This is a genomic window from Streptococcus sp. 2020WUSS089, from assembly GCF_044427405.1.
Taxonomy (GTDB): Bacteria; Bacillota; Bacilli; order Lactobacillales; family Streptococcaceae; genus Streptococcus; species Streptococcus hashimotonensis.
In genome coordinates, this window is sequence record NZ_JAOTGD010000004.1 from 118,926 (window position 1) to 144,128 (window position 25,203).

General features: G+C 39.4%; 22 protein-coding genes. 19 read left to right on the plus strand and 3 right to left on the minus strand.

The window, feature by feature from the left end; genetic code table 11:
- Positions 1-75 precede the first annotated feature (75 nt).
- The 11 genes from prfA to ODU46_RS05495 all read left to right on the plus strand — a co-directional run bounded on the left by prfA (position 76) and on the right by ODU46_RS05495 (position 13,225).
- Positions 76-1,155 carry a peptide chain release factor 1 gene (prfA, locus tag ODU46_RS05445; RefSeq protein ID WP_015646857.1) on the plus strand — a complete coding sequence of 360 codons (1,080 nt, stop codon included), beginning with the start codon at positions 76-78 and terminating at the stop codon, positions 1,153-1,155.
- Entirely contained in the window at positions 1,155-1,988 is an 834-nt protein-coding gene (gene prmC / locus ODU46_RS05450) for a peptide chain release factor N(5)-glutamine methyltransferase (RefSeq protein WP_398579358.1), read from the plus strand. The genes prfA and prmC overlap by 1 nt, the downstream gene beginning before the upstream one ends.
- A complete protein-coding gene (locus ODU46_RS05455) occupies positions 1,975-2,583 on the plus strand; it encodes an L-threonylcarbamoyladenylate synthase (RefSeq protein ID WP_395327527.1) in 609 nt (202 codons plus the stop codon). The genes prmC and ODU46_RS05455 overlap by 14 nt, the downstream gene beginning before the upstream one ends.
- Entirely contained in the window at positions 2,580-3,011 is a 432-nt protein-coding gene (locus ODU46_RS05460; RefSeq protein WP_015646854.1) for a GNAT family N-acetyltransferase, read from the plus strand. The genes ODU46_RS05455 and ODU46_RS05460 overlap by 4 nt, the downstream gene beginning before the upstream one ends.
- 23 nt (positions 3,012-3,034) lie before the next feature.
- A complete protein-coding gene (glyA, locus tag ODU46_RS05465; RefSeq protein ID WP_114866488.1) occupies positions 3,035-4,294 on the plus strand; it encodes a serine hydroxymethyltransferase in 1,260 nt (419 codons plus the stop codon).
- Positions 4,294-5,268, plus strand: a complete 975-nt coding sequence (locus ODU46_RS05470) for a nucleoid-associated protein (protein ID WP_114866487.1) — start codon at positions 4,294-4,296, stop codon at positions 5,266-5,268. Before glyA ends, ODU46_RS05470 begins: the two co-directional genes overlap by 1 nt.
- Positions 5,269-5,868 (plus strand): lysozyme family protein, encoded by a 600-nt coding sequence (locus ODU46_RS05475; protein WP_002934990.1) that lies wholly within the window; start codon positions 5,269-5,271, stop codon positions 5,866-5,868. It begins immediately after the preceding gene.
- A gap of 336 nt (positions 5,869-6,204) precedes the next feature.
- Positions 6,205-11,202 carry a starch-binding protein gene (locus ODU46_RS05480; RefSeq protein ID WP_398579359.1) on the plus strand — a complete coding sequence of 1,666 codons (4,998 nt, stop codon included), beginning with the start codon at positions 6,205-6,207 and terminating at the stop codon, positions 11,200-11,202.
- Positions 11,203-11,319: 117 nt separating this feature from the next.
- Positions 11,320-12,078, plus strand: a complete 759-nt coding sequence (locus ODU46_RS05485) for an SDR family NAD(P)-dependent oxidoreductase (RefSeq protein WP_015646851.1) — start codon at positions 11,320-11,322, stop codon at positions 12,076-12,078.
- Between the two features lie 16 nt (positions 12,079-12,094).
- On the plus strand, positions 12,095-12,850 hold the full coding sequence (locus tag ODU46_RS05490; RefSeq protein WP_024406336.1) for a DUF6287 domain-containing protein: 756 nt from the start codon (positions 12,095-12,097) through the stop codon (positions 12,848-12,850).
- A 21-nt stretch (positions 12,851-12,871) separates the two neighbouring features.
- Positions 12,872-13,225, plus strand: coding sequence for an HIRAN domain-containing protein (locus ODU46_RS05495; RefSeq protein ID WP_002943204.1), 354 nt, complete (start codon positions 12,872-12,874; stop codon positions 13,223-13,225).
- Positions 13,226-13,245: 20 nt separating this feature from the next.
- On the opposite strand, the gene ODU46_RS05500 is transcribed toward ODU46_RS05495, so the two are convergent.
- Both ODU46_RS05500 and ODU46_RS05505 read right to left on the minus strand, forming a co-directional pair.
- The gene (locus ODU46_RS05500; protein WP_205027452.1) at positions 13,246-14,190 is read right to left on the minus strand and encodes a hypothetical protein; all 945 of its coding nucleotides are present in this window, start codon (positions 14,188-14,190) and stop codon (positions 13,246-13,248) included.
- Between the two features lie 31 nt (positions 14,191-14,221).
- The gene (locus tag ODU46_RS05505; protein WP_398579360.1) at positions 14,222-15,010 is read right to left on the minus strand and encodes a hypothetical protein; all 789 of its coding nucleotides are present in this window, start codon (positions 15,008-15,010) and stop codon (positions 14,222-14,224) included.
- Positions 15,011-15,205: 195 nt separating this feature from the next.
- On the opposite strand from ODU46_RS05505, the gene ODU46_RS05510 reads away from it, so the two are divergent.
- Together ODU46_RS05510 and mcrC are read left to right on the plus strand one after the other, a co-directional pair.
- Entirely contained in the window at positions 15,206-16,903 is a 1,698-nt protein-coding gene (locus ODU46_RS05510) for an AAA family ATPase (protein ID WP_024406339.1), read from the plus strand.
- Positions 16,900-17,949, plus strand: coding sequence for a 5-methylcytosine-specific restriction endonuclease system specificity protein McrC (gene mcrC, locus ODU46_RS05515; RefSeq protein ID WP_024406340.1), 1,050 nt, complete (start codon positions 16,900-16,902; stop codon positions 17,947-17,949). The genes ODU46_RS05510 and mcrC overlap by 4 nt, the downstream gene beginning before the upstream one ends.
- Positions 17,950-18,150: 201 nt before the next feature.
- Here mcrC and guaA read toward each other — a convergent pair whose 3' ends face one another.
- Complete coding sequence (gene guaA / locus ODU46_RS05520) at positions 18,151-19,701, minus strand: glutamine-hydrolyzing GMP synthase (RefSeq protein ID WP_014637936.1); 1,551 nt, start codon at positions 19,699-19,701, stop codon at positions 18,151-18,153.
- Between the two features lie 275 nt (positions 19,702-19,976).
- Here guaA and ODU46_RS05525 point away from each other — a divergent pair, with 275 nt between their 5' ends.
- The 6 genes from ODU46_RS05525 to ODU46_RS05550 all read left to right on the plus strand — a co-directional run bounded on the left by ODU46_RS05525 (position 19,977) and on the right by ODU46_RS05550 (position 24,888).
- Positions 19,977-20,675, plus strand: coding sequence for a GntR family transcriptional regulator (locus tag ODU46_RS05525; RefSeq protein WP_024410069.1), 699 nt, complete (start codon positions 19,977-19,979; stop codon positions 20,673-20,675).
- Between the two features lie 101 nt (positions 20,676-20,776).
- Entirely contained in the window at positions 20,777-21,109 is a 333-nt protein-coding gene (locus ODU46_RS05530) for a putative DNA-binding protein (protein WP_002935001.1), read from the plus strand.
- A gap of 12 nt (positions 21,110-21,121) precedes the next feature.
- Positions 21,122-22,696, plus strand: coding sequence for a signal recognition particle protein (gene ffh / locus ODU46_RS05535; protein ID WP_398579361.1), 1,575 nt, complete (start codon positions 21,122-21,124; stop codon positions 22,694-22,696).
- A 193-nt stretch (positions 22,697-22,889) separates the two neighbouring features.
- Positions 22,890-23,558, plus strand: coding sequence for a SatD family protein (locus ODU46_RS05540; RefSeq protein ID WP_114866484.1), 669 nt, complete (start codon positions 22,890-22,892; stop codon positions 23,556-23,558).
- Positions 23,559-23,561: 3 nt separating this feature from the next.
- A complete protein-coding gene (locus ODU46_RS05545; RefSeq protein WP_205027455.1) occupies positions 23,562-24,302 on the plus strand; it encodes a DUF3307 domain-containing protein in 741 nt (246 codons plus the stop codon).
- 64 nt (positions 24,303-24,366) lie between these two features.
- Positions 24,367-24,888, plus strand: coding sequence for an AAA family ATPase (locus tag ODU46_RS05550; RefSeq protein ID WP_336372768.1), 522 nt, complete (start codon positions 24,367-24,369; stop codon positions 24,886-24,888).
- The last annotated feature ends 315 nt before the right edge of the window (positions 24,889-25,203 follow it).

The following is a 25,203-nucleotide window of genomic DNA, read 5'->3' on the forward strand; positions in this document are numbered from 1 at the left end:
CCTAGGACGCTTTTGTCCTTCGTCAAAACTCCTATTTTTGCTTTGTTCGTTTAACGCCCTTAATATCTTATAATTATGAACATCTATGATCAATTACAGGCGGTGGAGGACCGCTATGAGGAACTTGGTGAATTGTTGTCTGACCCTGATGTGGTCAGCGATACCAAGCGTTTTATGGAGTTGTCTAAGGAAGAAGCTGCAACTCGTGATACAGTAACAGCCTACCGCGAATATAAGACTGTACTTCAAAACATTGTCGATGCAGAAGAGATGATTAAAGAATCTTCTGGGGATGCTGATTTGGAGGAAATGGCTAAGGAAGAACTCAAACAAGCTAAAGCTGACAAAGAGGCTTACGAAGAAAAGCTGAAAATCCTTCTTTTACCAAAAGACCCTAACGATGACAAAAACATCATCTTGGAAATCCGTGGTGCCGCAGGTGGTGATGAAGCTGCCCTCTTTGCTGGAGACCTTTTGACCATGTATCAAAAGTATGCAGAAGGTCAAGGCTGGCGTTTTGAAGTCATGGAGGCTTCTTACAATGGTGTCGGCGGTATCAAGGAAGTGGTTGCCATGGTCTCTGGTCAATCCGTTTATTCAAAACTCAAGTATGAATCAGGAGCTCACCGTGTCCAACGTGTCCCTGTGACAGAAAGCCAAGGTCGTGTCCACACCTCAACAGCAACCGTTCTCATCATGCCAGAAGTGGAAGAAGTGGAATACGACATCGATCCAAAAGATCTTCGTGTCGATATTTACCACGCATCTGGTGCTGGTGGACAGAACGTCAACAAGGTTGCAACTGCCGTGCGTATCGTTCACTTGCCAACCAACATCAAAGTAGAAATGCAGGAAGAACGGACCCAGCAGAAAAACCGTGAAAAGGCCATGAAGATCATCCGTGCCCGTGTTGCGGACCACTTTGCACAGATTGCCCAAGATGAGCAGGATGCAGAGCGTAAATCAACCATTGGTACTGGTGACCGTTCAGAGCGTATCCGTACTTACAACTTCCCACAAAACCGTGTGACAGACCACCGTATCGGCTTGACCTTGCAAAAGCTGGATACTATCTTGTCAGGTAAGATGGACGAAGTCGTAGATGCTCTTGTACTTTACGATCAGACGCAAAAACTAGAAGAGCTTAACAAATAATGAATTACGCTCAATTATTTGCAGCATACGAAGAACAATTAGTCGCAATCGGTGAAGAGGCAGAATCCCTGTCCTTCACCTTTCGTGGCTTAAAGGGATTGAACTTTACGGAATTTCTCCTCCTGCTCCGTCAGGAAGTTACACCGACTGACAAAGAAGAGATTGATGCGATTTTTCAGCAACTTTCCCAACACCGACCTGCCCAGTACATTATCGGCAAGGCTGATTTTCATGGCTTGGAGTTTGCAGTGGATGAGCGAGTCTTGATTCCAAGACCTGAAACGGAAGAATTAGTTGATTTGATTTTGCAGGAAAATAGCAGAGCAGGTTTGCGTATCTTAGACATCGGTACAGGAAGCGGTGCCATAGCTATTTCCCTTGCAAAAGCTAGACCTGATTGGGAAGTGGTTGCGGTTGATATTTCAAAGGATGCCCTAGCAGTGGCTCAGGAAAATGCAAGAACCAACCAAGTCTCTGTTCACTTTCTAGAATCGGATGTCTTGCAAGCAGTGACAGGGCATTTTGACATCATTGTTTCCAATCCGCCCTACATCTCACCAGATGACACAGATGAAGTTGGACTCAATGTATTGACTTCTGAGCCACATCTGGCCTTATTTGCGGAAGAAGATGGACTGGCTATTTATAGACAAATTGCGGAGCAAGCAGGCGCCTTTTTGAAGGAAAACGGAAAACTCTACTTTGAAATTGGCTACAAGCAAGGGCAAGACCTAACCGACTTACTCGCTCTGCATTTTCCAAAAAAGCGAATTCGAGTCCTCAAAGACCAATTTGGTCAAGATAGAAAGGTCGTCGCGGATGACAATGGATAAACTCCGAATAATTCTTGAAAATGGTGGTGCTGTTATCCTTCCAACTGAAACAGTCTATGGGCTTTTTGCCCAAGCCTTGAATGAAGATGCAGTCAATCGCGTCTATCAGTTGAAACAGCGGCCGAGGGATAAGGCAATGAACTTAAACGTCTCAAATCTGAACGATATTTATTTTTTCAGTCAAAATCCACCCCATTATCTGGAAAAACTGTATAATAGATTTATGCCAGGACCACTAACGATTATCCTGAAAGCGAACGATAACGTTCCTTTTTGGGTTAATTCTGGTCTGGATACTGTTGGATTTCGTCTTCCCAATCACGAACAAACCTTACGTTTGATTTCAGAGACTGGCCCACTTATTGGACCATCAGCTAATGTTTCAGGACAAGAAAGTGGCAAGAAGTTTTCGGACATCCAGGCACAATTTTCAGTTGATTTGCCTGGCATTGAGGATGACCAAGCTCTGACAGGTATTGATTCAACGATTTTGGACCTTTCTGGACAGAAAGCGCGGATTTTGCGCCAAGGTGCTATCAGCCGCGAAGAGATTCAGAAAGCCATTCCCGAAATAGAATTTGAGGTAGTTTTATGATTCGTCCCATTGAGAAAGGTGACTTGGTAGTCATCCGAGAAATCAATGCTCAATCCTTAGGGTATGATTGTTCATTGGAACAAACTGAGCGACAGTTTTTTAGATGCACGAGCACATTGGGGCATATCTTATTGGTCTATATAGATGACATAAGTGGCGCAGTGCAAGGCTACATTCACGCACAAGTCTATGAAAGTCTCTATTCGGATACAGGCCTCAATATTCTCGGACTAGCTGTTTTGCCTAGTCATCAAGGACAAGGGATTGGAGCAAGCCTGCTGAAAGCTGTTGAGCAAATTGCACAGAAAGAGGGCTACCATTTTATTCGCCTCAATTCTGCTGAAAGTCGTCTCCAAGCCCATCTTTTCTATGAAAAGAATGGCTATCACTCCGATAAAATGCAGAAGCGTTTTATCAAGCACATTTAGCCCAATACAAAGGAGTACCGCACATGATTTTTGACAAAGTTAACTACAAAGAATTTGATAAAGAAGTTTGGGAAGCTATCCAAGCTGAAGAAAAACGCCAACAAAATAATATCGAATTGATTGCGTCTGAAAACGTTGTTTCTAAAGCTGTTATGGCAGCTCAAGGTTCTATTTTGACCAACAAATATGCTGAAGGTTACCCAGGTCGTCGTTACTATGGCGGTACGGAATGCGTTGACGTAGTTGAAAGTTTAGCTATTGAACGTGCTAAAGAAATATTCGGTGCAAAATTTGCTAACGTTCAGCCACACTCAGGAAGTCAGGCCAATTGTGCTGCCTACATGGCCTTGATTGAGCCAGGAGACACTGTTATGGGGATGGACTTAGCTGCAGGTGGTCACTTGACTCACGGTGCATCCGTTAGCTTCTCAGGACAAACTTACAACTTTGTCGCTTACAATGTTGACGAAGAAACTGGCTTGCTTGATTACGATGCAATTTTAAAACAAGCAAAAGAAGTACAGCCAAAATTGATTGTAGCAGGTGCTTCAGCCTATGCACGTACAATTGACTTTGCTAAATTCCGTGAAATTGCTGATGCAGTTGGTGCAAAATTGATGGTGGACATGGCCCATATTGCTGGTCTTGTAGCTGCTGGTCTCCATCCAAACCCAGTTCCACACGCTCATATCACAACAACAACAACTCACAAAACACTTCGTGGACCTCGTGGTGGTTTGATTTTGACCAATGATGAAGAGCTCATCAAGAAAATCAACTCAGCCATCTTCCCAGGCATCCAAGGTGGTCCATTAGAGCATGTTATTGCTGCAAAAGCCGTATCTTTCAAAGAAGTTTTGGACCCAGCTTTCAAAGACTATGCTCAGAAAGTGATTGAGAACAGCAAGGCCATGGCCGAAGTCTTCCTTGCAAATCCTAACTTTAAAGTCATCACAGGTGGAACAGACAACCATCTCTTCCTCGTTGACGTGACCAAAGTTGTTGAAAATGGTAAAGTTGCTCAGCATCTCTTGGATGAAGTAAATATTACTCTCAATAAAAACTCAATTCCTTACGAAAAACTCTCACCATTCAAAACAAGCGGTATCCGTATTGGCTCTGCGGCCATTACTGCTCGCGGTTTTGGAGTAGAGGAAGCTCGCAAGGTTGCACAACTAACCATCAAAGCACTTGAAAATTCAGAAAATGAAACCGCTCTTGAGGAAGTCCGTCAAGAAGTGCGTGCTTTGACAGATCAATTCCCACTTTACGAAGGTTTATAATGGATATATTTGTAAAAAAAGCCATCATACATCAATTTAGTCCTGATGATACAGAGCTGGTCCTTGCCGACCAGCTTTTGACTGTTAGCCCAAAAATAGAAGAATATTTGCGTAAAAAGATTGAACGTGTCTTTTCTGATGAAGCAAAAACAGGACAATTTAACCCCGACAATCCTTTTCTTGACTATTTAGATGGTGACCTACTGACCAACTCTGTCAAGATTGCTAATCTCTGGAAAGAAGAATTTTCAATTTCTGAGAATTTAAAAACCAATGACCTCATTTTCATAGAGTTTGAACGAAATGGTGTTGAACATTTTGCCTTTTTGAGAATCTCACTGCGTGAAAATCTCGTCCACGTTGGTCTGGAAAGCGGAAGTCCTTTAAAAATCACCCAGAATAATTTACCTGGAGCGGGTTCAGCACCTGATGAAGCCTTGATTGTCAATCTTCAAACGCGGAAGTATCATTTGATTGAGAAAAGAATCAAACACAATGGAGCCTTCCTCAATTATTTCTCAGATAATCTTCTGCAAGTTACACCAGCTATTTCTGCAAAAAAATCAATCAAAGCAGTGGAGCAAACTGCACAGAAGATTGCTGACAATTTCCATCAAGGCGATTTTCAATTTCAATCGAAAGTCAAGTCAGCTATTTTCAACAATTTGGAAGAAGATAACGAGCTTTCACCTGAAAAATTGGCTGATCAGTTATTCGATAACAACCTGACTGCTCGTTTAAATTTCGTCGATCAACTGAAAGAGGTCATACCTGATAAGATTTCCTTCGATGAAATCGATAGTAGCCGTCAACTTAAGAAATTTGAAAATCAGAAGCTATCTTTATCAAACGGAATTGAGTTGATTGTGCCAAATGCAATCTATGAGGATGCAGAATCGGTTGAGTTTATTCAAAATGACAACGGAACTTATTCTATTCTTATCAAAAATATTGAAGACATAAAGAGCAAGTAAATGAAAAAACTGATACGTACGCTGATACTTCTTTTGCTGATTTTTCTCGGTTACAAATTCTATCAAACCTACAGTGCAGTAAAGCAAGTGATGACCTATCAAACTATGGTACAAGAAGTATTGGCAGAAAACGACACACCAGCTAATGAAGAACTAGTCCTAGCAATGATTTACACAGAAACCAAGGGACAAGAAGCAGATGTCATGCAATCAAGTGAGTCCGCTACTGGCTATGCTAACACCATCACGGATAGTAGAGAGAGTATCCGGCAAGGAATTATCTACCTGACAGAAAACCTACGGTTGGCTGAGGAAAAAGGAGTAGAGGTTTGGACAGCAGTTCAGGCGTATAATTTCGGTCCAGCCTATATTGACTATATTGCTGAGCATGGTGGAGAACATACACTCTCTTTAGCGAAAGAATACTCCAGAACAGTAGTAGCACCAAGCTTAGGGAATACTACAGAAGAAACGTATACCTATTTTCATCCCTTGGCTTTGCTAAATGGTGGGAAGTTATATGTAAATGGTGGAAATATCTACTATGCTAGACAGGTTCGTTTTAATATGCACCTGATGCGCCTCATTAATTTATTTTAATACCTATCAAACTCATCGGAAATCTGATGAGTTTTTTTGTTCCTCCTTCAATAAAAATAGATAGCGGTATCAAAATCACTTCAAATTCCAGTTAAAATCTCGAGAAAGCGCGTCACTACTGGCTTTTTTACATTTTTTACATATTTGAATTTTGCATACAAATATGCTACCATCTTTTTGCAACCGTTTGCATTCCGTGCATAATGACTAGATTTCAGAAGAAAGGAGAGAGAAAGTTCCTCTACCGTTAATGATGATTTATAGAATCGTTAGCCGTAGGTTATATAAAAAATGAAATGCAGGCGTTTTCTTTTAACAATTTTTTAGGAGGTTTATATGACTTATCAAAGTCAATGCAAGAGAAGGCTGTCTAAGTTAGTAAAAAAAGGGGTTAGCTTCACTCTGATATTATCCATGTTCTCTGGGATTGAACAGGCGCTTACTGTAACAAGAGTAAACGGAGAAACAGTTGTTACAAGTTCCAACCAGCAGGTTTCAATGAAAGATGGGACTATTTTGCATGCTTGGTGTTGGTCGTTTAATGCTATCAAAGAAAATATGGCGGCCATTAAAGAAGCAGGCTATACAAGTGTTCAAACATCCCCAATTAATGCTGTAGTTGTTGGGAATGGTGGCGATAAGAAATTTACAGAGCAATGGTATTATCATTATCAACCAACCGCCTATACGATTGGTAACTATCAGCTTGGGACTGAAGCTGAATTTATCGAGATGAATCGTGTCGCAGAGCAGTATGGTATAAAAATTATAGTTGATGCAGTACTGAATCATACTACTTCTGATTATAATGCGATCTCTTCAGAAGTTAAATCCATTACAAAATGGACTCATGGAAATACTAAAATTGAAAACTGGGGAAGTCGTTGGGATGTAACTCAAAACTCTCTGCTTCAGCTCTGGGAATGGAATACCCAAAACCCAGAAGTTCAACAGTATTTATTAAAATTCTTGAAAAATGCTGTTGCTGATGGTGCAGACGGTTTCCGCTACGATGCTGCAAAACATATTGAATTACCTGGCGAGTATCCTAATCAATACGGCAGCAATTTCTGGAATGTCATCTTGAATAACGGCTCAGAATTTCAATACGGTGAAGTTTTACAAGATAATCTGTCAAGGGATGCAGATTATGCAAATATGATGAGTATTACTGCATCCCAATATGGACATTCTATCCGAGACATGCTCCGCAATCGAAATGTCCATGCTGGAAATCTTGGCAACTACCAAGCAGGAGTAGATCCATCTAAACTCGTACTTTGGGTCGAATCTCACGATACATATGCAAACGGAAAAACGGATAGTGAATCCGAATCAGCTTGGATGAGCGATGAAGATTTGAAACTTGGCTGGGCAATGATTACTGCACGCGCCAAAGGTACACCTCTATTCTTCTCACGTCCAGTTGGTGGCGGTAATGGTGTCCGTTTCCCTGAAAAAACTAAAATCGGTGATGCGGGTAGCAATCTTTATAAAGACCCTACGATTGTAGCAGTAAACAAATTCCATAATGCTATGGTTGGTCAATCAGAATATATTCGTAACCCGAATGGTGATACAACCGTTGCCATGATTGAACGAGGCACTCAAGGCGCAGTAATTGCAAACCTTTCCGACAGTGAGAAAAGCTTAAATACTGAGACTAAATTGGCGAATGGAACCTATAAAGACCAAATTTCTGGTAAAACCTACACCGTTTCGAATGGACGATTGGACGGTTCCATTGCCAGACGCTCTGTTTTAGCATTAACAAATGGTGAAAGTTTTGATAATCTAGCGTCCTTGTCTATCCAAGGGCACCAAGAAGGTAACCATAGCTTTTTGACAGACACATTAAATCTTACTTTGCAAACGTCTAATACAAGTGAAGCTACCTATTCAGTAAACAATGGTGCACCAATTAGTTTTGAAAATGGAAAAGTTATTACAATTGGAAGTCAAATTCAATTTGGTGAAACAGTAACGATTACCTTATCTGCAAAAAATGCTAAAGGACAGAAAGTTCAATCCGTTTATCGCTTTACAAAAGAAGATCCGAATGCCAATACAACAATATACTTTGACAACCCCGAAAACTGGAATCAAGTATATGCCTATATGTATAGCGGAACGGATACTGTCTTGCTCGATAAATGGCCTGGAAGGGCATTGAATAAAGATAGCTCAACAGGCTATTACACTATTACTGTTCCAAATTCATTTATCAGCAAAGGTGCTAAGGTATTGTTCACTAACAATCAGGGGGCCCAGTATCCACAAAGCGTAGGCTTTGAAGTAAAATCAAATGGTCTATATTCTCGTGATGGCTTTGTAAAAGTTGTTGAGAAACAAATTACTGAACCAGAAACACCTGCTACAACAGAACCAACAATCCTCTCAAGCCTAGCAAGTGGCAGTTCCTTTACAACTGAAACTGCTAAAACAAGATTGAGTTTAAAAAATGCAGTAAAAGGTGACTATTCAATCGATGGTGGTGAGATAAAAACATTTACGGATAGTACGGAAGTGGTACTAGGTGAAGGTCTTGTTGGTAATAAAACCATTACTGTTAAGACAAAGGCCTACGCATCGGATGGTAGTAGCACAGAACAAACCTTTGCATTTGAAAAGAAATTTATTGTAAAATCTTCATCAATCCCATCCACTCCAAGTCAATCTTCAAGTCTGCCAACGCCATACTATACCACAAATGGTACTGGATACGGAAAAGAAAAAACAATTGTTATTGACGGTGATGCCAGTGATTGGACAGAAGATATGAAAATTGCCCAAAGCGCTGCTTGGGATGTGGCCAATCATTGGAAAGGGGGACATGAGAATAGTGTTCTTGACACCACTGGTCTGTATGCAGCTTGGGACAATGAAAACCTCTATCTGGGCTGGCAAATGGTCAATACTACTGATACCTGGGCACGTTCTGGAGATGGTCCTCTAAGCGATGGAGGACGTGTGTTAGATGTTCCGCTTATCCTAGCTTTGTCAATTGACCCATCTTCAACATCCATGTCCAATAAAAATACGAGTGGAGGATCTATCTGGGGACAACGAATGGGAATTGAGTTTGATACCCATGTTGATAAACTCCTTTATATGAGTGGCAAACCAGGATTAGGTACGCCTGCAATGTTTAGTGCTGTAGATGAGGATGGAAATACAGACTACACAGATGGTTGCGTTGGCTTCAAAGATGCTGGAATTCAGTACAAACTAGCGACTACAAATATCGATTCAACTATCTGGGGATTGAATCAATCCGACTCACCCACAGACATTTTATCATCAAATTCTGACTGGATAGATTACAAAACCTATGTAGGTTCAGCAGGCAAACATGATACCAGCTTCGATTCATTCTATGAAATGAAAATTCCTCTATCTCAACTTGGAATTGATAAGAATTACTTAACCAACAATGGTGTAGGTGCAATGCTTTTAGCCACTCGTGGAGAATCAGCAATGGACTCAGTTCCATTTGACCCGTCCATGATTGACAATGCAACTGAGAGTTATTCAGCCGACCCAAGTACATCTGCTGAAAAAGAAGATATTGACCGTATCACAGTACCTTTTGCCAAAATTGGAACTGCAACTAATGCTACGGGTAACCAAACGCCACTTCAAGTCAACTTCGGTGCTGATATTTCAGGAAACCAGGTTGCTGGTCAGGAAAGAACATTAACAGCGACAGCACATGGTGGTTCATCAGATTATACTTATCAATTCTATGTCAATGACCAACTCATAGCGACAGAAAAAGGTAAGAGCACAATTTCAGTGAAATGGACACCTTCTGAAGCAGGTACCTATACCATTAAGTGCACTGTAGCAGATACTAACGGCAATACTGTCACAAGTAAAAAAGATTACAGTGTAAGTGAACCTCAAACACCTATTATAAAACCTGCAGTGCTTGGAATAAAAGACCAAGCAGCAAGTGAAATTACTATTGCAGATGCTATTGAACTGACCTTACAAGCCAATCAAGTGACGGATGCAACCTATCAAATCAACGAAGGGGATGCAGTTTCCTTTAACAATGGCGATACATTGACACTTGGTCAGGAGTTGGAAAATGGCAAATCGTTAACCTTGACGCTATCCGCAAAAGATTCAGCTGGTGAATTCGTGACGAAAATATTTACTATCACGAAGAAAGTAGCAGAAGTAGTACCTAGTGAACCAACAGAAGAACCAGCTACTCAAACAACCATTCGCTTTGAAAATCCAGATAAATGGACGGATGTTTTTGTATATATGTACAATGCCAAAGGCGAGAAATTGTTGGGAGCTTGGCCAGGAACAAAGATGGAGAAAGCTGGTACAGGTCTTTTTGCCATCACTCTTCCTACATCATATGAGACTGAAGGCGTAAAAGTACTCTTTTCTAACAATAAGGGGGCACAATATCCACAATCCGTTGGTTTCGAGTTTAAATCAGGCGGAACATACTCTAAAGACGGTCTAGTTCCTGAACAACCTGCTAGTGAGTTCAAAGAAGAAAGTGAAGAACTTCCAATTCTGTTTGAAACACAGTATGTAGATAATCCTGAACTTGAAAAAGGACAGAAAGTAACTCGCGTCGAAGGTCAAGATGGAATGAAGACAATTACTTATCGTTCCGAGTACATTGGCAACCAACTTGTTTCTAAGACAAAACTTTCTGAAACTGTTAGTAAAGAACCAGTAGTACAGGTAATCGAAGTAGGAACAAAATCCCCAGCCATTGAGCAACAAATTGCCAACCGTGTTTATTTCAACAACTCACAAGGCTGGTCTAAGGTCTATGCCTATGTTTATGACAATAAAGGCGTACCTCTTGTCGGTAATTGGCCAGGGCAGGAAATGAGTCAAGATGAGTATGGCTATTATATTGAACTTAGCGAGGAATTTGATGGAGGAAAAGTTATTTTTAGCAATCCTGATACGAAAGTTCAATACCCAGCACAAAATAAACCTGGTTATGATTTGGAACTCGGCCAAGTCTATGAAATAGATGGTAGTCATAGAGCAGTTTTGCCAGATCCAGTTGCTGAAGGTCATACTCGCATTACATTTGATAATCCAGGTGGCTGGGATGCGGCAAATGTCTATGCCTATTATGGCAATCCAATCCAAATGCCATTGGGAGCTTGGCCAGGACAGGCTATGCTGAAAGATAGCAAAGGCCATTTCTATATCGACTTACCAGAAGAGTATGCTAACTCTAATGTAAAATTATTATTTAATAAACCAAATACTCAAATTCAATTCCCAATTTCAGTAGGTTTTGACTTTGAGGTAGGTGGCCATTATACTAAAGATGGTCTAAAATAAATGAGTCCCCTTCCTAAAAAATAAGGTCCTCCAAAACGGAGGATCTTATTTTTCACTTCTACAGTTTAACAAACTAGGTAAAATTGTAGTATAATAAAGAGAATAGGAGACAGAGTGATGAAACGAAATGTATTGATTACAGGTGCAAGTAGTGGCATTGGCAAAGCAATCGCTTATGTGTTTGCTGCTAATGGTGATAATATCATCATTACAGGACGAAGATTGGACAAACTAGAAGAAATTAAGCAAGATATTGAAAAGCAATACCATGTTCAGGTATCAGTTCATTCATTTGATGTTACGAATATGGAACAAACGATTGTAAATTGCCAAAAAATCTTAGAAGAAGTTGGACAAATTCATATTTTGGTAAACAATGCTGGCCTGGCATTGGGATTGGACAAATTCCAAGACTATGATTTGACTGACATGATGACAATGATTGATACCAATATTAAAGGATTACTAACTGTGACACGTCAGTTATTGCCACAAATGGTTGAAAATAATGAGGGTCATATTATCAATATTGGATCAACAGCCGGTATTTACGCCTATGCAGGAGCTGCTGTCTATGCTGCAACCAAATCAGCTGTCAAGGTGCTTTCAGACGGGATCCGTATTGACACGATTGATAAAAATATCAAGGTAACTACCTTACAACCCGGTATCGTTGAGACTGATTTTAGCCAAGTCCGTTTTCATGGAGATAAAGAGAGAGCAGCGACAGTCTATCAAGGAATTGATGCTCTTCAAGCAAATGATATTGCCAACTGTACTCTGTTTGTTGCAAATCAACCTGCACACGTGCAGATTTCTGATATGACCATTATGGCAACCAAGCAGGCAACTGGCTTTACTATTCATAGGGATTAGAGGGGAGATAGCTAGAATGAAAAGAAAATATTTAGCACTCGCTCTTGGCTTGCTCACTATCATGTCGCTTTCTGCCTGTCAAACTGAAAAGAAGGGCAGTTCCGCAAGTACCTCAACTGCTGATACCCAGGTTTCTAATGCCAATACAAGCACTTCATCAACAATCCAACGTGAGATTTCTCTTAGTTCTATGGATATAGATGCTCTAATGCAAGGCAATTACGACAGTATACTAGGCACCTGGCAAAATAGCCAAGGAAATTCACTAGTCTTCAATAGCAAAGGATTAGTAGCAGATAGCCAATCCTTACTTGGTCGCGGAAAAATAACTGACGGAATTTTTGAAACAGGCTATGTAGACGCAACGATTGGCGATGTAACACTATTAATGATTCCCAAAGGAACACAAGCAAATACAACTGAGACAGACACTACTGACTCTACGCGCGATAGAATGATTGTAATAAGCCAAGAAACAGCAGCAGACGCAGACGTGGTAGATGTTTATTATCGCTTGACTAATTCAGCCACTAGCGGTATAGACCCATTAAAAAATACTGAAACAGGCGTCCAGTTGGATAGTGGACCAAAAACGATTGATTATGCCAACTCAATTTTAGGCGAAAACAATTGGCGCGTCATTGAAGGTAACTACACGCGCACCGAATCTATTCCATATAATATTTTGGAAGGCGATGATAATGCCCGTTACACTATTTACCAAAACGGTGTCATTATCAATGCAGATTATCAAATTGTTTATCAACCATAATGATTCTCTAGGAGGTTAGACATGACATTCACATCATTTGAACCAACACGCAATGTTCAAGATTTTCATTTGGCAGCCTTTGCCTACTATGATGGACTAGATGTAATCGACCAACTCAAACCAGGAACACCTGTTCAGCTAGTCGGAGAACCGTCAAACCCACATGACTCAGAAGCTGTAGCAATCTTTTATCAGGGCACAAAGTTAGGATATATTCCATCGGATAAAAACTCACTAATCAGTCGGTTAATCTATTTTGGACACGGCGATATTCTAGAGGCACGTATTCAGATGTCCAATACAGAAAATCATCCTGATCGCCAGTTTCGAGTCGTTGTAAAACTAAAAGATAATCGTAAAAATGATAGTCGGTAATTTACCAAACTAACCATTTTCTACTTAACACGGAGCTGTGCTCTCCGTTTTTGTTCTTCAATAATACTTAAAAAGGCTGCAAACTCCCTATCCAGGCGATGTTGGTAGGCCTTATTTTTTATTGTGAGGTCTTCAAGGAACACTGGATAGGTTCCTTTTTTATACAATTCTCCTTGAAAGAAGAAGCGGTCCGATAATTTATCAACTGAAACAAGCGAAGAACGCCAGCGGCTTTTACGAGAATGAGAAGGTTTCCAAGATATTTTTAATTGCTTCTCATAAAAGTACCAGCCCATAATATATATTTTTGTTATCTGATTTCGTTTTCTGTCTTGATAGAAACAAGGAACTGCATAAACATTTCCATGCTTTGTTTGCAAAAAAGGATGAAAATCTTTTATCTTTTCGTATTCTTTCTTTGGAATAAGGGTTAATTGATTATCCTTAATAACCTTTTTCTCATCAATAGTATACGAATAACGGTAGGGGTCATAAATGGTTGATTTCCCACGCGCTCTATAACGCTCTGCCATTTCCTTAAAAATAGGTAGACGTCCATAACCATCCATCAGACTAGATAGACTAAGTCCTCGTCGATTATTATTTTTCTTCACACCAAGAATCTGGCAGGTAGGCCAATAATTGATAGGAATGGCTCCTAATCCGACCAGAAGACCGGCGCTGTCAAAATGACTGGCAAAGCGTACCTCACGAGTGTGACCAGTCTCATTTTTCAAATCAACAAATACAGGTTGCTTGTCCTGTTCAAAAACAATTATATAATTTCCAGAAGACTCCGTATTTTCTCTAATTGGAACGGTGTAGAAGTGGTGAAAATTTGGTAATTCTAGTAACTTTCCAAGTGTTGATGTTTTCATAACACAAGTATAACAAAAAATATTTTTCAAATCCACAAAAACGTTTAATCTGTTAAACGAAAAAATAAAAAAAGCTGGGAAAGACATCCATGACGACTTTCCCACTCCCACCGTTTATTCAAGGATAGGTGATAATTGTCTTATCTACCGAATCTTCCAAAGCCTGGCGCGATTCTTCTAATAAACGCAAATCTGCAAGGGTTTGTTCTGAAAAATAGTAGGGATTTAAACTATCTACAAATGCAGAAATTGAAATGACAGCTTTCTCCAATATCAGAGATTTTTCAGTGTAAGCAAAGGGAATAGCAGACCAATCATCACTCTCAAACATTTCTAAAATATCTTTTTGAACTTGAATCTCAGCCTCATTTTTAGCTGAAACTAGGATTGTTTTTAGTGTAGTACGAAAACTCTCCTTGTCTTGCACCAAGTCTTCCAAGGTCAGCAAGCTTTCATCTGCCTTCTCATAAAAAATATCTAATTCCATCTCTGACGAAGTAGTCACATGGAGCCAGTCAGCCTTAATACTGGTTTTCATTACTGCATAGGCAGAAGTATTTTCAAAGGGACTGCTGCGCGTTTGAGGATAGAGAACAATCCACTCTTTCTGGAATAGATTGTCAGGTTTAGCTATTTTCAATTCCTCCTCAGAAGCTGTACCAATCCGCTGGCTGATAGCAGTAGTGGCATCTCGTTGATAGAATCCAATGATACGCGGATTTTGCGGACCACCAATGGCATCAATTTTTGTTTCTAGATCATTAATAATACGTATGTTCAAGGAATGACACTGCTCATTTAATAATCTATTTTGCTCTTTTCCAAGCCAGTAGATTCCGATACAAGATAGACCAGTAGCAATAAGCAAGACAAGTAACAGCACTTTCGAGTATTTCAGCACAGCCATCACACCTTTCTAAAACGTTTTCATTCACATATTATCATATAAAAATATCAAAAGCAACTATTTTGAGGTACCGCATTAAACGGTTACACAAGTATATAAATTCTAAGTTTACGACAGGAATGTTTAATGATAAAATATAGGTAAATTCGAACTCATAATTTAATAGGTGTGGATACAACACCGTTGGAGGATACTATGGATGAACAAAATCAATTCAATTGGGTAAACTTTTATAAGGAATTTGCTTGGAAATTGGTAGACTATAAAGATAATAGAGCAGAACTGGTTGAGAAAGTAAAAGCTATCTATACCAAAACAAAAATACATATGCCCACGTTAGAAAAGGACAATCAACTGATAGATATTGATCCTTTTACGATATTTGGACTCTTCAATAAGAAAATAACAGAAGAGAATCGCATCAAAATTCTGACAGCTATAGCAGAATTATTCCACCTCCAAGCGGAAATCCCATCCTCTTTTGAAAGCATACCAGTACTGAATAATCAGAATGCGACTTTCTATTACTTCATCGGAGATCGTGATGAGAAAGATATTGATGACTTATGGGAACTTTTCATTGCTGCTTTGACCTATAGCAAGGAGCCTACGGCTGAGAAGAAAGAAAAATTTTCACACTATTTTGATTTGGCTATAAACAAGAAAGGAAATGGCAACAGCAAGATTACGATGGCCTTGTATTGGATTGCTCCCGACTTTTTCTTGAGCTTAGATAGGCAAAATAAAAAATATGTGTACAAATCTGGGGAGATTCCAACTGACATTGTCCAAAAATTGCCAAAGATGAAGTCAAAAATTTCTGCCGATGATTATTTTTATATATCGGACTCTATGCATCATTATTTAAACAGTGCAGAGAGCAAACTGAAAGATTTTAAAGAATTATCATCCATGGCTTGGAAATATTCTAAACAGATCAATCAAGAAGAGAAGGAAAGAAGTGCTGGAGCAATTTCTCTACTGGCTGATGAAACTGATACTGGAAACGAGATAGGTGGAGAAGAGGTAGTAGAAGATAGCTATACGAAAAATTACTTCCTATCAGAAGTCTATATGACAGAAGAAGAGTATGATAAATTAACCTCCATACTCCAATTGAAAAAGAATATCATCTTACAAGGAGCACCAGGAGTTGGAAAGACGTTTGTTGCAGAACGCCTAGCATTTTCATTAATGGGTAAACCAGATTTAGAAAGGGTCAAGACAATTCAGTTTCACCAAAGCTATTCCTACGAGGACTTCATCATGGGCTTTAGACCTTCAACAAGTGGCTTTGAGCTGAGAAGAGGGGCGTTCTATACTTTCTGCAAAAAAGCAGAGTCTGACAAGGGTCATGATTATTTCTTTATTATTGATGAAATAAACAGGGGAAATTTGAGCAAAATTTTTGGTGAATTGTTTATGCTGATAGAAAATGACAAACGAGGCAAGTCTTTACAGCTCCTCTACTCGGATGAGCAATTCTCAATTCCAGAAAATCTATATATCATCGGCATGATGAATACCGCAGATAGGAGTTTAGCCCTACTTGATTATGCACTGAGACGTCGCTTTGCCTTCTTTGACATTAAGCCAGGTTTTTCAACTGCGGGATTCAAAGATTATCAAACAAATCTGAAAAACGAAAAATTCGATAGACTCATTTCCTGTGTAGAAAAGCTAAATCAGGCCATTTCAACAGAGGAAGTACTGGGAGATAGCTTCTGTATTGGGCATAGTTACTTCTGCGGTTTATCGGCAGAAGTACTGGACCAAAGTTTGCTAGAAGCCATTGTTGAATATGAACTGATTCCCCTCTTGAAAGAATATTGGTTTGATGAACCGACAAAAATTCATGATTGGAGTAGTAAGTTAAGGAGTGCCATCCAGTGATACCTGTCCAAAATATCTACTATATGCTATCTTACGCATTCAAAATCCTTCATAAGCAGGAATATAAACGGATCGCTACTGAAGAATTTAAAAATGCTGCAGATCTACTGGCGGAAATAATGATTATTAGCCTTTCGATACAGGTGAAAAGAGGACTTGGTCGAGAGTATTGTTCTCAAACTGAGTCACTCTCGGCACTTAAAGGTAAAATACATATCGCTGAATCTTTAACACCTCCGAATTGGCGTAGAAAACAACTTGTTTGCCAATACGATGATTTTTCTCTTGACAGTACAATGAATCGCATTATCAAAGCAAGCATTGAGATACTGCTAAAAGCTGATATAAGCAGGGACAGGAAAAAGAAATTGAGAAAACTCTTAGTTTTCTTTGGAGAAGTCTCAAAAATTAATCTACACTCAATCAATTGGAATTTACAATATAATCGAAACAATCAATCGTATCAATTACTAATGTCAATCTGCTATTTGGTAGTGAATGGATTAATTCATACAGAGAGGGAAGGGAATAAGAAATTGATGAATTTTCTTGATGAGCGGAGGGAATCCTTGCTATATGAGAAGTTCATTCTTGGATATTATAAAAAGCATTATCCCCAAATACAGGTTACCGCCTCTCAGATACCTTGGGCACTAGATGATGGTTTTGGAGAAATGCTCCCCATCATGCAGAGTGATATTTACCTCAAATATAAAGATACTATATTGATTATTGATGCTAAATATTATTCTAGTAACACACAGATTCGCTTTGATAAGCGCACACTCCATTCAAATAATCTATACCAAATTTTTACCTATGTGAAAAATCAGGCTTATCGCCTGTCAGATTCAAACGATACAGTAGCGGGAATGCTTCTATACGCTAAAACCGATATAGATATTCAACCTAATCAGGTCTACCAAATGCATGGAAACCAGATTAGTGTCAAAAATTTGGACTTAAACCTGCAGTTTGCAAGCATTGCTGAACAACTGGATGACATCATTACATCGCATTTTGTATCCCCTCCAAAACGGTACTAGTTAGAGTTTTAAGCTAGAAAACAAGAAAAACAATCAAAGTAGTAGCACTAAACTACCCTTTGATTGTTTTTTTATAAGACTCTTTCCTATTTTGGAGTGTCGGGTAAATTGATTTCCCAGATCAGCGACGCTTTCTTGTTTTCAGGCGTCGGGTAAAACAGTCTTGATAGACTGGCTGATAGAGCCTCTCCCCAGGCTCTATCACTCCCACTCAACTGTTGCTGGTGGTTTACTTGTGATATCATAGACGATGCGGTTGACGTGGTCTACTTCGTTTACGATGCGGACAGAGATTTTTTGAAGAACATCCCATGGTAGTTTGGCAAAGTCAGCTGTCATTCCATCGACAGAAGTGATAGCACGGATGGCGATGGTGTAGTCGTAGGTACGACCATCTCCCATGACACCTACGGAGCGAACGCCAGTATTAACCGTGAAATATTGCCACACATCGCGGTCAAGACCCGCTTTTGCAATTTCCTCACGCAAGATAGCGTCAGATTCGCGAACGGTTTGAAGTTTTTCCTCAGTGATTTCACCCATGACACGAATGGCAAGGCCTGGTCCTGGGAATGGTTGGCGCCATACAACTTCATCCGGCATACCAAGAGCAGTACCAAGGGCACGAACTTCATCCTTAAAGAGAGTATTGAGCGGTTCAATCAACTTGAACTGCATATCTTCTGGCAGACCACCAACGTTGTGGTGAGATTTGATTGTCTCAGCAGTATCCGTTCCTGACTCGATAATATCAGTATAAAGTGTTCCTTGCGCTAGGAATTCAACATCAGTCAACTTACTCGCTTCATCGTCAAATACGTAAACAAATTCATTACCGATGATTTTACGTTTCTTCTCAGGGTCAGATACGCCTGCTAGAAGGTCTAGGAAACGCTTAGCAGCATCAACGCGAATAATATTGAGACCGAACTTGCCACCCAACATCTCCATAACCTGATCGCCTTCATTCTTACGAAGAAGTCCGTGATCAACAAAGATACAGGTCAATTGGTCACCAATAGCGCGTTGGAGCAGGACCCCAACAACAGAAGAATCGACACCGCCTGACAAACCGAGCAAGACTTTCTTGTCACCGACTGTTTGGCGGATTTTTTCAATTTCTGTTTCGATGAAGTTTTCCATTGTCCAGTCGCCTTTGGCTCCACAGATACCAAACGCAAAGTTTTTCAAAATATCGTTTCCATATACGGAATGACGAACTTCTGGATGGAATTGGATACCGTAGATACGGCGTTCAGTATTTTCAATAGCAGCAAAAGGACAGTCAGCAGACAGACCAACCAAGTGGAAATCAGCAGGAATTTCAGTTACAGCATCCCCGTGGCTCATGAGTACAAGCTGCTCTTCTGGTGTTCCAGCAAAAAGCGCTGATTCAGTCTTCAGTTGAAGATTTGATTGACCATATTCACGATTTCCAGCCTCACCAGCAGGAACAACCTTACCTCCCAATTTATGGGTAATTAACTGCATACCATAGCAAATCCCTAAGATAGGAATACCCAATTCAAAGATTTCTGGATCAATATCAAAGGCATTTTCTGCGTACACAGAGTTTGGTCCACCTGAAAGAACGATACCAATTGGATTGATGGCACGGACTTCCTCAGCTGTAATTTTATGGTTTTTCAATTCTGAAAAGACACCAAATTCACGAATTCGACGTGAAATAAGTTGGTTGTACTGGCTACCATAATCCAATACAATAATTTTTTGGACATCTTGTTTTGTCATGTTTTTCCCTTTCGTTTTGAAAAAAAATCAAATACTAGTAGTTATTTTAACATAAAAGCGAACATTTTCCAAATTTTATTTGTTAAATATCTGTTTTGCAAACTATGAATGATAATAAAAATGTTAGTGTTCGTATTTTTATTGTTTTTACTTACTTTATTTTAGGTAATCTGACTTCATTGTTTGCCTAGGAGAATTTTACCAATAGAGTGTGGCCTGAATTAGCCAAACGCCTTTATTTTTGGTAAACTAGAAAGAAGAGAAAGGCTAGATAAATGAAAGCAGCATATATCACAATTCACGATAAAATTAAGGAACAAATCGATAACGGAATCTGGAAAATTGGTCAACGTTTACCAAGTGAACGCGATTTAGCAGATGAATTTGGTGTTTCTCGTATGACGCTCCGTCAAGGAATCACACTTTTAGTGGAGGAAGGGGTGCTACAACGCAAGATTGGTTCCGGTACTTATGTCGCCAGTACACGGGTTCAAGAAAAGATGCGAGGCACGACTTCCTTTACTGAATTAGTACAACTCCAAGGAAAGACGCCAAGCAGCAAATTATTATCCTATACACGAACCAAACCTAATGAGAAAGAAGTTGAACAATTAGGTTTATCCCGTGGCGAGTATGTTATTCGAATGGAGCGAGTCCGCTATGCAGATAATGTTCCTGTCGTGTATGAGGTTGCCAGCATTCCTGAACGCTTGATAAAAAATGTCCCTAAAGAAGATGTTACCAACCATTTCTTTAAAACACTTATAGACAATGGTTATCGAATTGGAACGAGCAAACAAACCATTTTTGCTCGTTTAGCCAATGACAAAGTGGCTCAATATTTACAAATTTCTAAAAACCAGGCTATTCTCGCACTAAAACAGGTATCTTATCTCGAGGATGGTCAAGCATTTGAATTTGTAAATAGTCAGTACGTTGGAGAACGTTTCGAATTCTATTTAGAAAATAGTTAACATAAAAATAATTATGCAAAACATTTTGAAATCCGTAATCTTTCTAGTGATGACGGATTTTCTTATTTATAAAATATGGAATTTTTGATATAATAAAGTTTATGGAAATTGAAAAAACCAACCGAATGAATGCCTTATTTGAATTCTACGCAGCCTTGCTAACAGACAAGCAAATGAACTACATTGAGCTCTATTATGCCGATGATTACAGTTTGGCTGAGATTGCTGAAGAATTTCAAGTCAGCCGTCAGGCGGTCTATGATAACATTAAACGAACAGAAAAATTACTGGAAGACTACGAGATGAAGCTACATATGTATTCTGACTATGTGGTGCGTAGCCAGATTTTCGATGAAATACTGAACAAGTATCCAGAAGATGCTTATTTGAAGGAAAAAATCGCTATTCTAACCAGTATTGATAATAGAGAATAAGAGGAGAAGTATATGGCTTTTGAAAGCTTAACAGAACGTTTGCAGAATGTGTTTAAAAATCTGCGTCGTAAGGGAAAAATTTCTGAGAGTGATATTCAGGAAGCAACCAAGGAAATCCGTCTAGCCTTACTAGAAGCCGACGTTGCCTTGCCAGTTGTCAAAGACTTTATCAAGAAAGTACGTGAACGTGCTATCGGTCATGAAGTCATTGATACTCTGAACCCTGCTCAACAAATCATCAAAATCGTTGATGAAGAATTGACGGCTGTATTGGGTTCTGAAACTTCAGAAATTATCAAATCACCAAAAATTCCAACTATCATTATGATGGCTGGTTTGCAGGGTGCTGGTAAAACGACCTTCACAGGTAAGTTGGCTAACAAACTCAAGCAGGAAGAGAATGCCCGTCCACTCTTGATTGCTGCTGATATTTATCGTCCAGCTGCCATTGACCAGTTGAAGACCCTTGGTCAACAAATTGATGTACCTGTATTCGAGTTGGGCAATCAAGTCCCTGCCCTGGAAATCGTTCGTCAAGGTTTGGAGCAAGCTAAAGCCAATCACAATGACTATGTCTTGATTGATACGGCCGGTCGTTTGCAGATTGACCAAGCCCTTATGGCCGAATTGAGAGAAATCAAAGAGTTTGCTCATCCAAATGAAATCCTCTTAGTCGTCGATGCCATGATTGGTCAGGAAGCTGCCAACGTTGCGCGTGAGTTCAATGATCAACTGGCTATTACTGGTGTGATTTTGACCAAGATTGACGGCGATACACGTGGTGGTGCAGCCTTGTCTGTCCGTCACATTACTGGTCAGCCAATCAAATTCACCGGTACTGGTGAAAAAATCACCGACATCGAAACCTTCCACCCAGACCGTATGTCCTCGCGTATTCTGGGCATGGGTGACATGCTGACCTTGATTGAAAAAGCCAGCAAAGAATATGATGAGAAGAAATCATTGGAACTCGCTGAAAAAATGCGTGAGAATACCTTTGATTTCAACGATTTCATCGATCAATTGGACCAAGTTCAGAATATGGGACCAATGGAAGACCTGCTGAAGATGATTCCAGGTATGGCTGGTAACCCAGCACTTGCCAACTTGAAAGTTGACGAGCGTGAAATTGCACGAAAACGAGCTATCGTATCTTCTATGACACCAGCCGAACGAGAAAACCCTGATTTGTTGACACCGAGCCGTCGTCGTCGTATTGCTAACGGTTCTGGAAATAGCTTTGTCGAAGTCAATAAATTTATCAAGGATTTCAACCAAGCGAAAACCATGATGCAGGGTGTCATGTCAGGCGACATGAACGAAATGATGAAACAAATGGGAATCAACCCAAATAATCTCCCTAAAAACATGCCAAACATGAACGGTATGGATATGTCTGCTCTTGAAGATATGATGGGCGGTGCAGGCATGCCTGATATGAGCCAACTGATGGGAGGGGCTGGTATGCCAGACATGTCCCAAATGTTTGGAGGCGGTTTGAAAGGTAGAATCGGCGAGTTTGCTATGAAACAAGCCATGAAACGCCAAGCCAATAAAATCAAGAAAGCCAAAAAGAAGAGAAAATAATCTCTTCTTTTTTACTTTTTATTCGAAGAAGTAAGATACAGCAATATAAAATAGGAGTAGCAAAGCAGAAAAAATGCTTTTTGAATTCAAACACTTTCCGTTATAACGAAAATAATTGAAAATGTCCTTTTTAGTGGACAATCTTTATATTGTCCGTTATAATGGAAATATAATAGAAAACAGAGGGCAAGTTATGAATTATATCGCAATAATAGGAGATATTGTCAATTCAAAACAGACTTCCAATCGCTCTAGTATCCAAGAGCGGCTAAAACAACAGCTGAATAGAATCAATCATTCCTTCACTCAGGACTTCGCATCACCTTTTACCATTACAAAGGGAGATGAATTTCAAGCCTTATGCAAGCCTAACCCTTATATTTTTTTGATGATTGACCAAATCCAATTAGCCTTTCGTGATGAGGTGGAGATTCGATTTGGAATTGGTTTGGGTGAGATTCTAACAGCTATCGATCCCAAGCTAAGTATTGGAGCAGATGGTCCAGCTTATTGGGAAGCACGCAAGGCTATTGACTTCATTCATGACAACCATGACTATGGCACCAGCAAGCTAGCCTTTTCATCTGAATACAAGCAAATCGATCGTGTGATCAACCCCTTGCTAACTTCTAGCGATTTCATCAAAGCTGCTTGGAATCGTTCGCAAACGGATCTGTTTGAAACCTTAATCTCCCAAAAAATCTATCAAGAAGATTTCACACAAAAGCCAATTGCTGAGAAAATGAAACTCAGTCAAAGCGCCTTTACCAAACGTTTGAAATCCAGTGGAATCAAACTCTACCTGCGTAATCGTCAAACTGCCATGAATTTGATTCTCCAGCTCAGTCAGAAAGAAGGATAAAGCATGTCATTTTCAGTTATTTCTAGCTATCTTATTCAACATCCAGTTTTAACCGCCTTGCTTATTGCCCACTTTTTAAGTGATTTCACCTTCCAAAGTCAAGCTCTGGCAGATGCTAAAAAGCTTCATTTGAAAGCTCTTTTCATGCACCTTTTCATTGTTGCTATCCCTCTTCTTATCTTATACTTACTTGTCCCAATTCAAAACGGAAATTTATTTTTTCAAGTTTGGCTGAGCCATCTTGCGATTGACTATGTCAAATATTTTCTCAACAAACACCATTGGATAAAGGACTCCTGGGAAGCTGGAGCATTCTTAGCTGATCAATTGCTACATATCATCTCTATCATCATTCTTTATCATACTATCGGCGTCAATGTCGCTTCACACTCACTCTGGATTGAACCAAATTATATCCTTCTGCAAATCCTTTTTATCCTTCTGATCAGCAAACCCGTCAATATTCTTTTCAAACTCTACTTTAGCAAATATCAGGTAGCGGAAGGAGAAGAAGAGCAGACTGTGACAGGTGCAGGAGCCTTGATTGGTCAATTGGAGCGCCTCATAATGGGAATTTTTCTGCTTCTGGGGCAATACACAGCTATCGGACTGGTATTTACAGCAAAGTCCATCGCACGCTATGATAAAATATCCAAAAGCCAAGCCTTTGCTGAATACTATTTAATTGGTTCGCTATTTAGTATCATTAGCGTCCTAGTATTGTACGTTTTGTTGATTTTATAGAACAAAAAAGTTTACATAATTTATTTTGTGTAAACTTTTTTGTAAAAATAGAAAGGAATACTGTATGATTATTTGGTTAAATGGCCCATTCGGTGTCGGAAAGACTACTTTAGCAAATATATTACACAAACGAATAGAAAACTCCTATCTATATGTTCCCGAGTTACTAGGTGATTTCTTACAACATCAATTACCTCAGACTGTATGTCCTGAAGATTTTCAAGATTATTCCGTTTGGCGACAGATTACTTATAAAATAGTATTTGATTTAGCGGATAAAACTGATAAGATTATTATTATTCCCATGACAATCTATAAGAAAGAATATTATCAGGAGATTATTCAGCAATTGATAAAGGATAAGATTCCTTTGGAACATTATATTTTGTTAGCTGATAAAACAACCATTTTAGAACGTTTAGACAATCGAGTCAATGAAGACAACATCTGGGCCAAAAAACATCTTGATGTTTGTTTAAAAGCTTTTGAAAGTCATATTCCTGGGCAAAGGTTAAACACAGACAGTTTGAAGCCAGAAGAGGTTGCGAAGGAGATTCTAATGCTCAGTAAGTTTACCGTGAAATAATGTAGATTTTTGAAATTTTGGGCGTGAAAAAAATTTCTAGTTATATAGCAAAAACTGAAAATTTATGAACAAATGACCTAACATGGTCTAAACCCTTGATAATACTGAGATAGAAGCATAAAGTACATTGATTAAAAAATGTACTTTATTTTTATTATGGCTTCGAGCCAGTTTTTCTCGTAGAGAAAAACAAGAAAACCACCAGCTATGCTGGTGGCTGACAAGGCTTTGAGCTTCCATTTCTTTTTCCTGATATAATCTAATTGTTCAGGTTAGATAAAGGAGGAAAAAGAAATGGCTAAAACCAGTTACAGT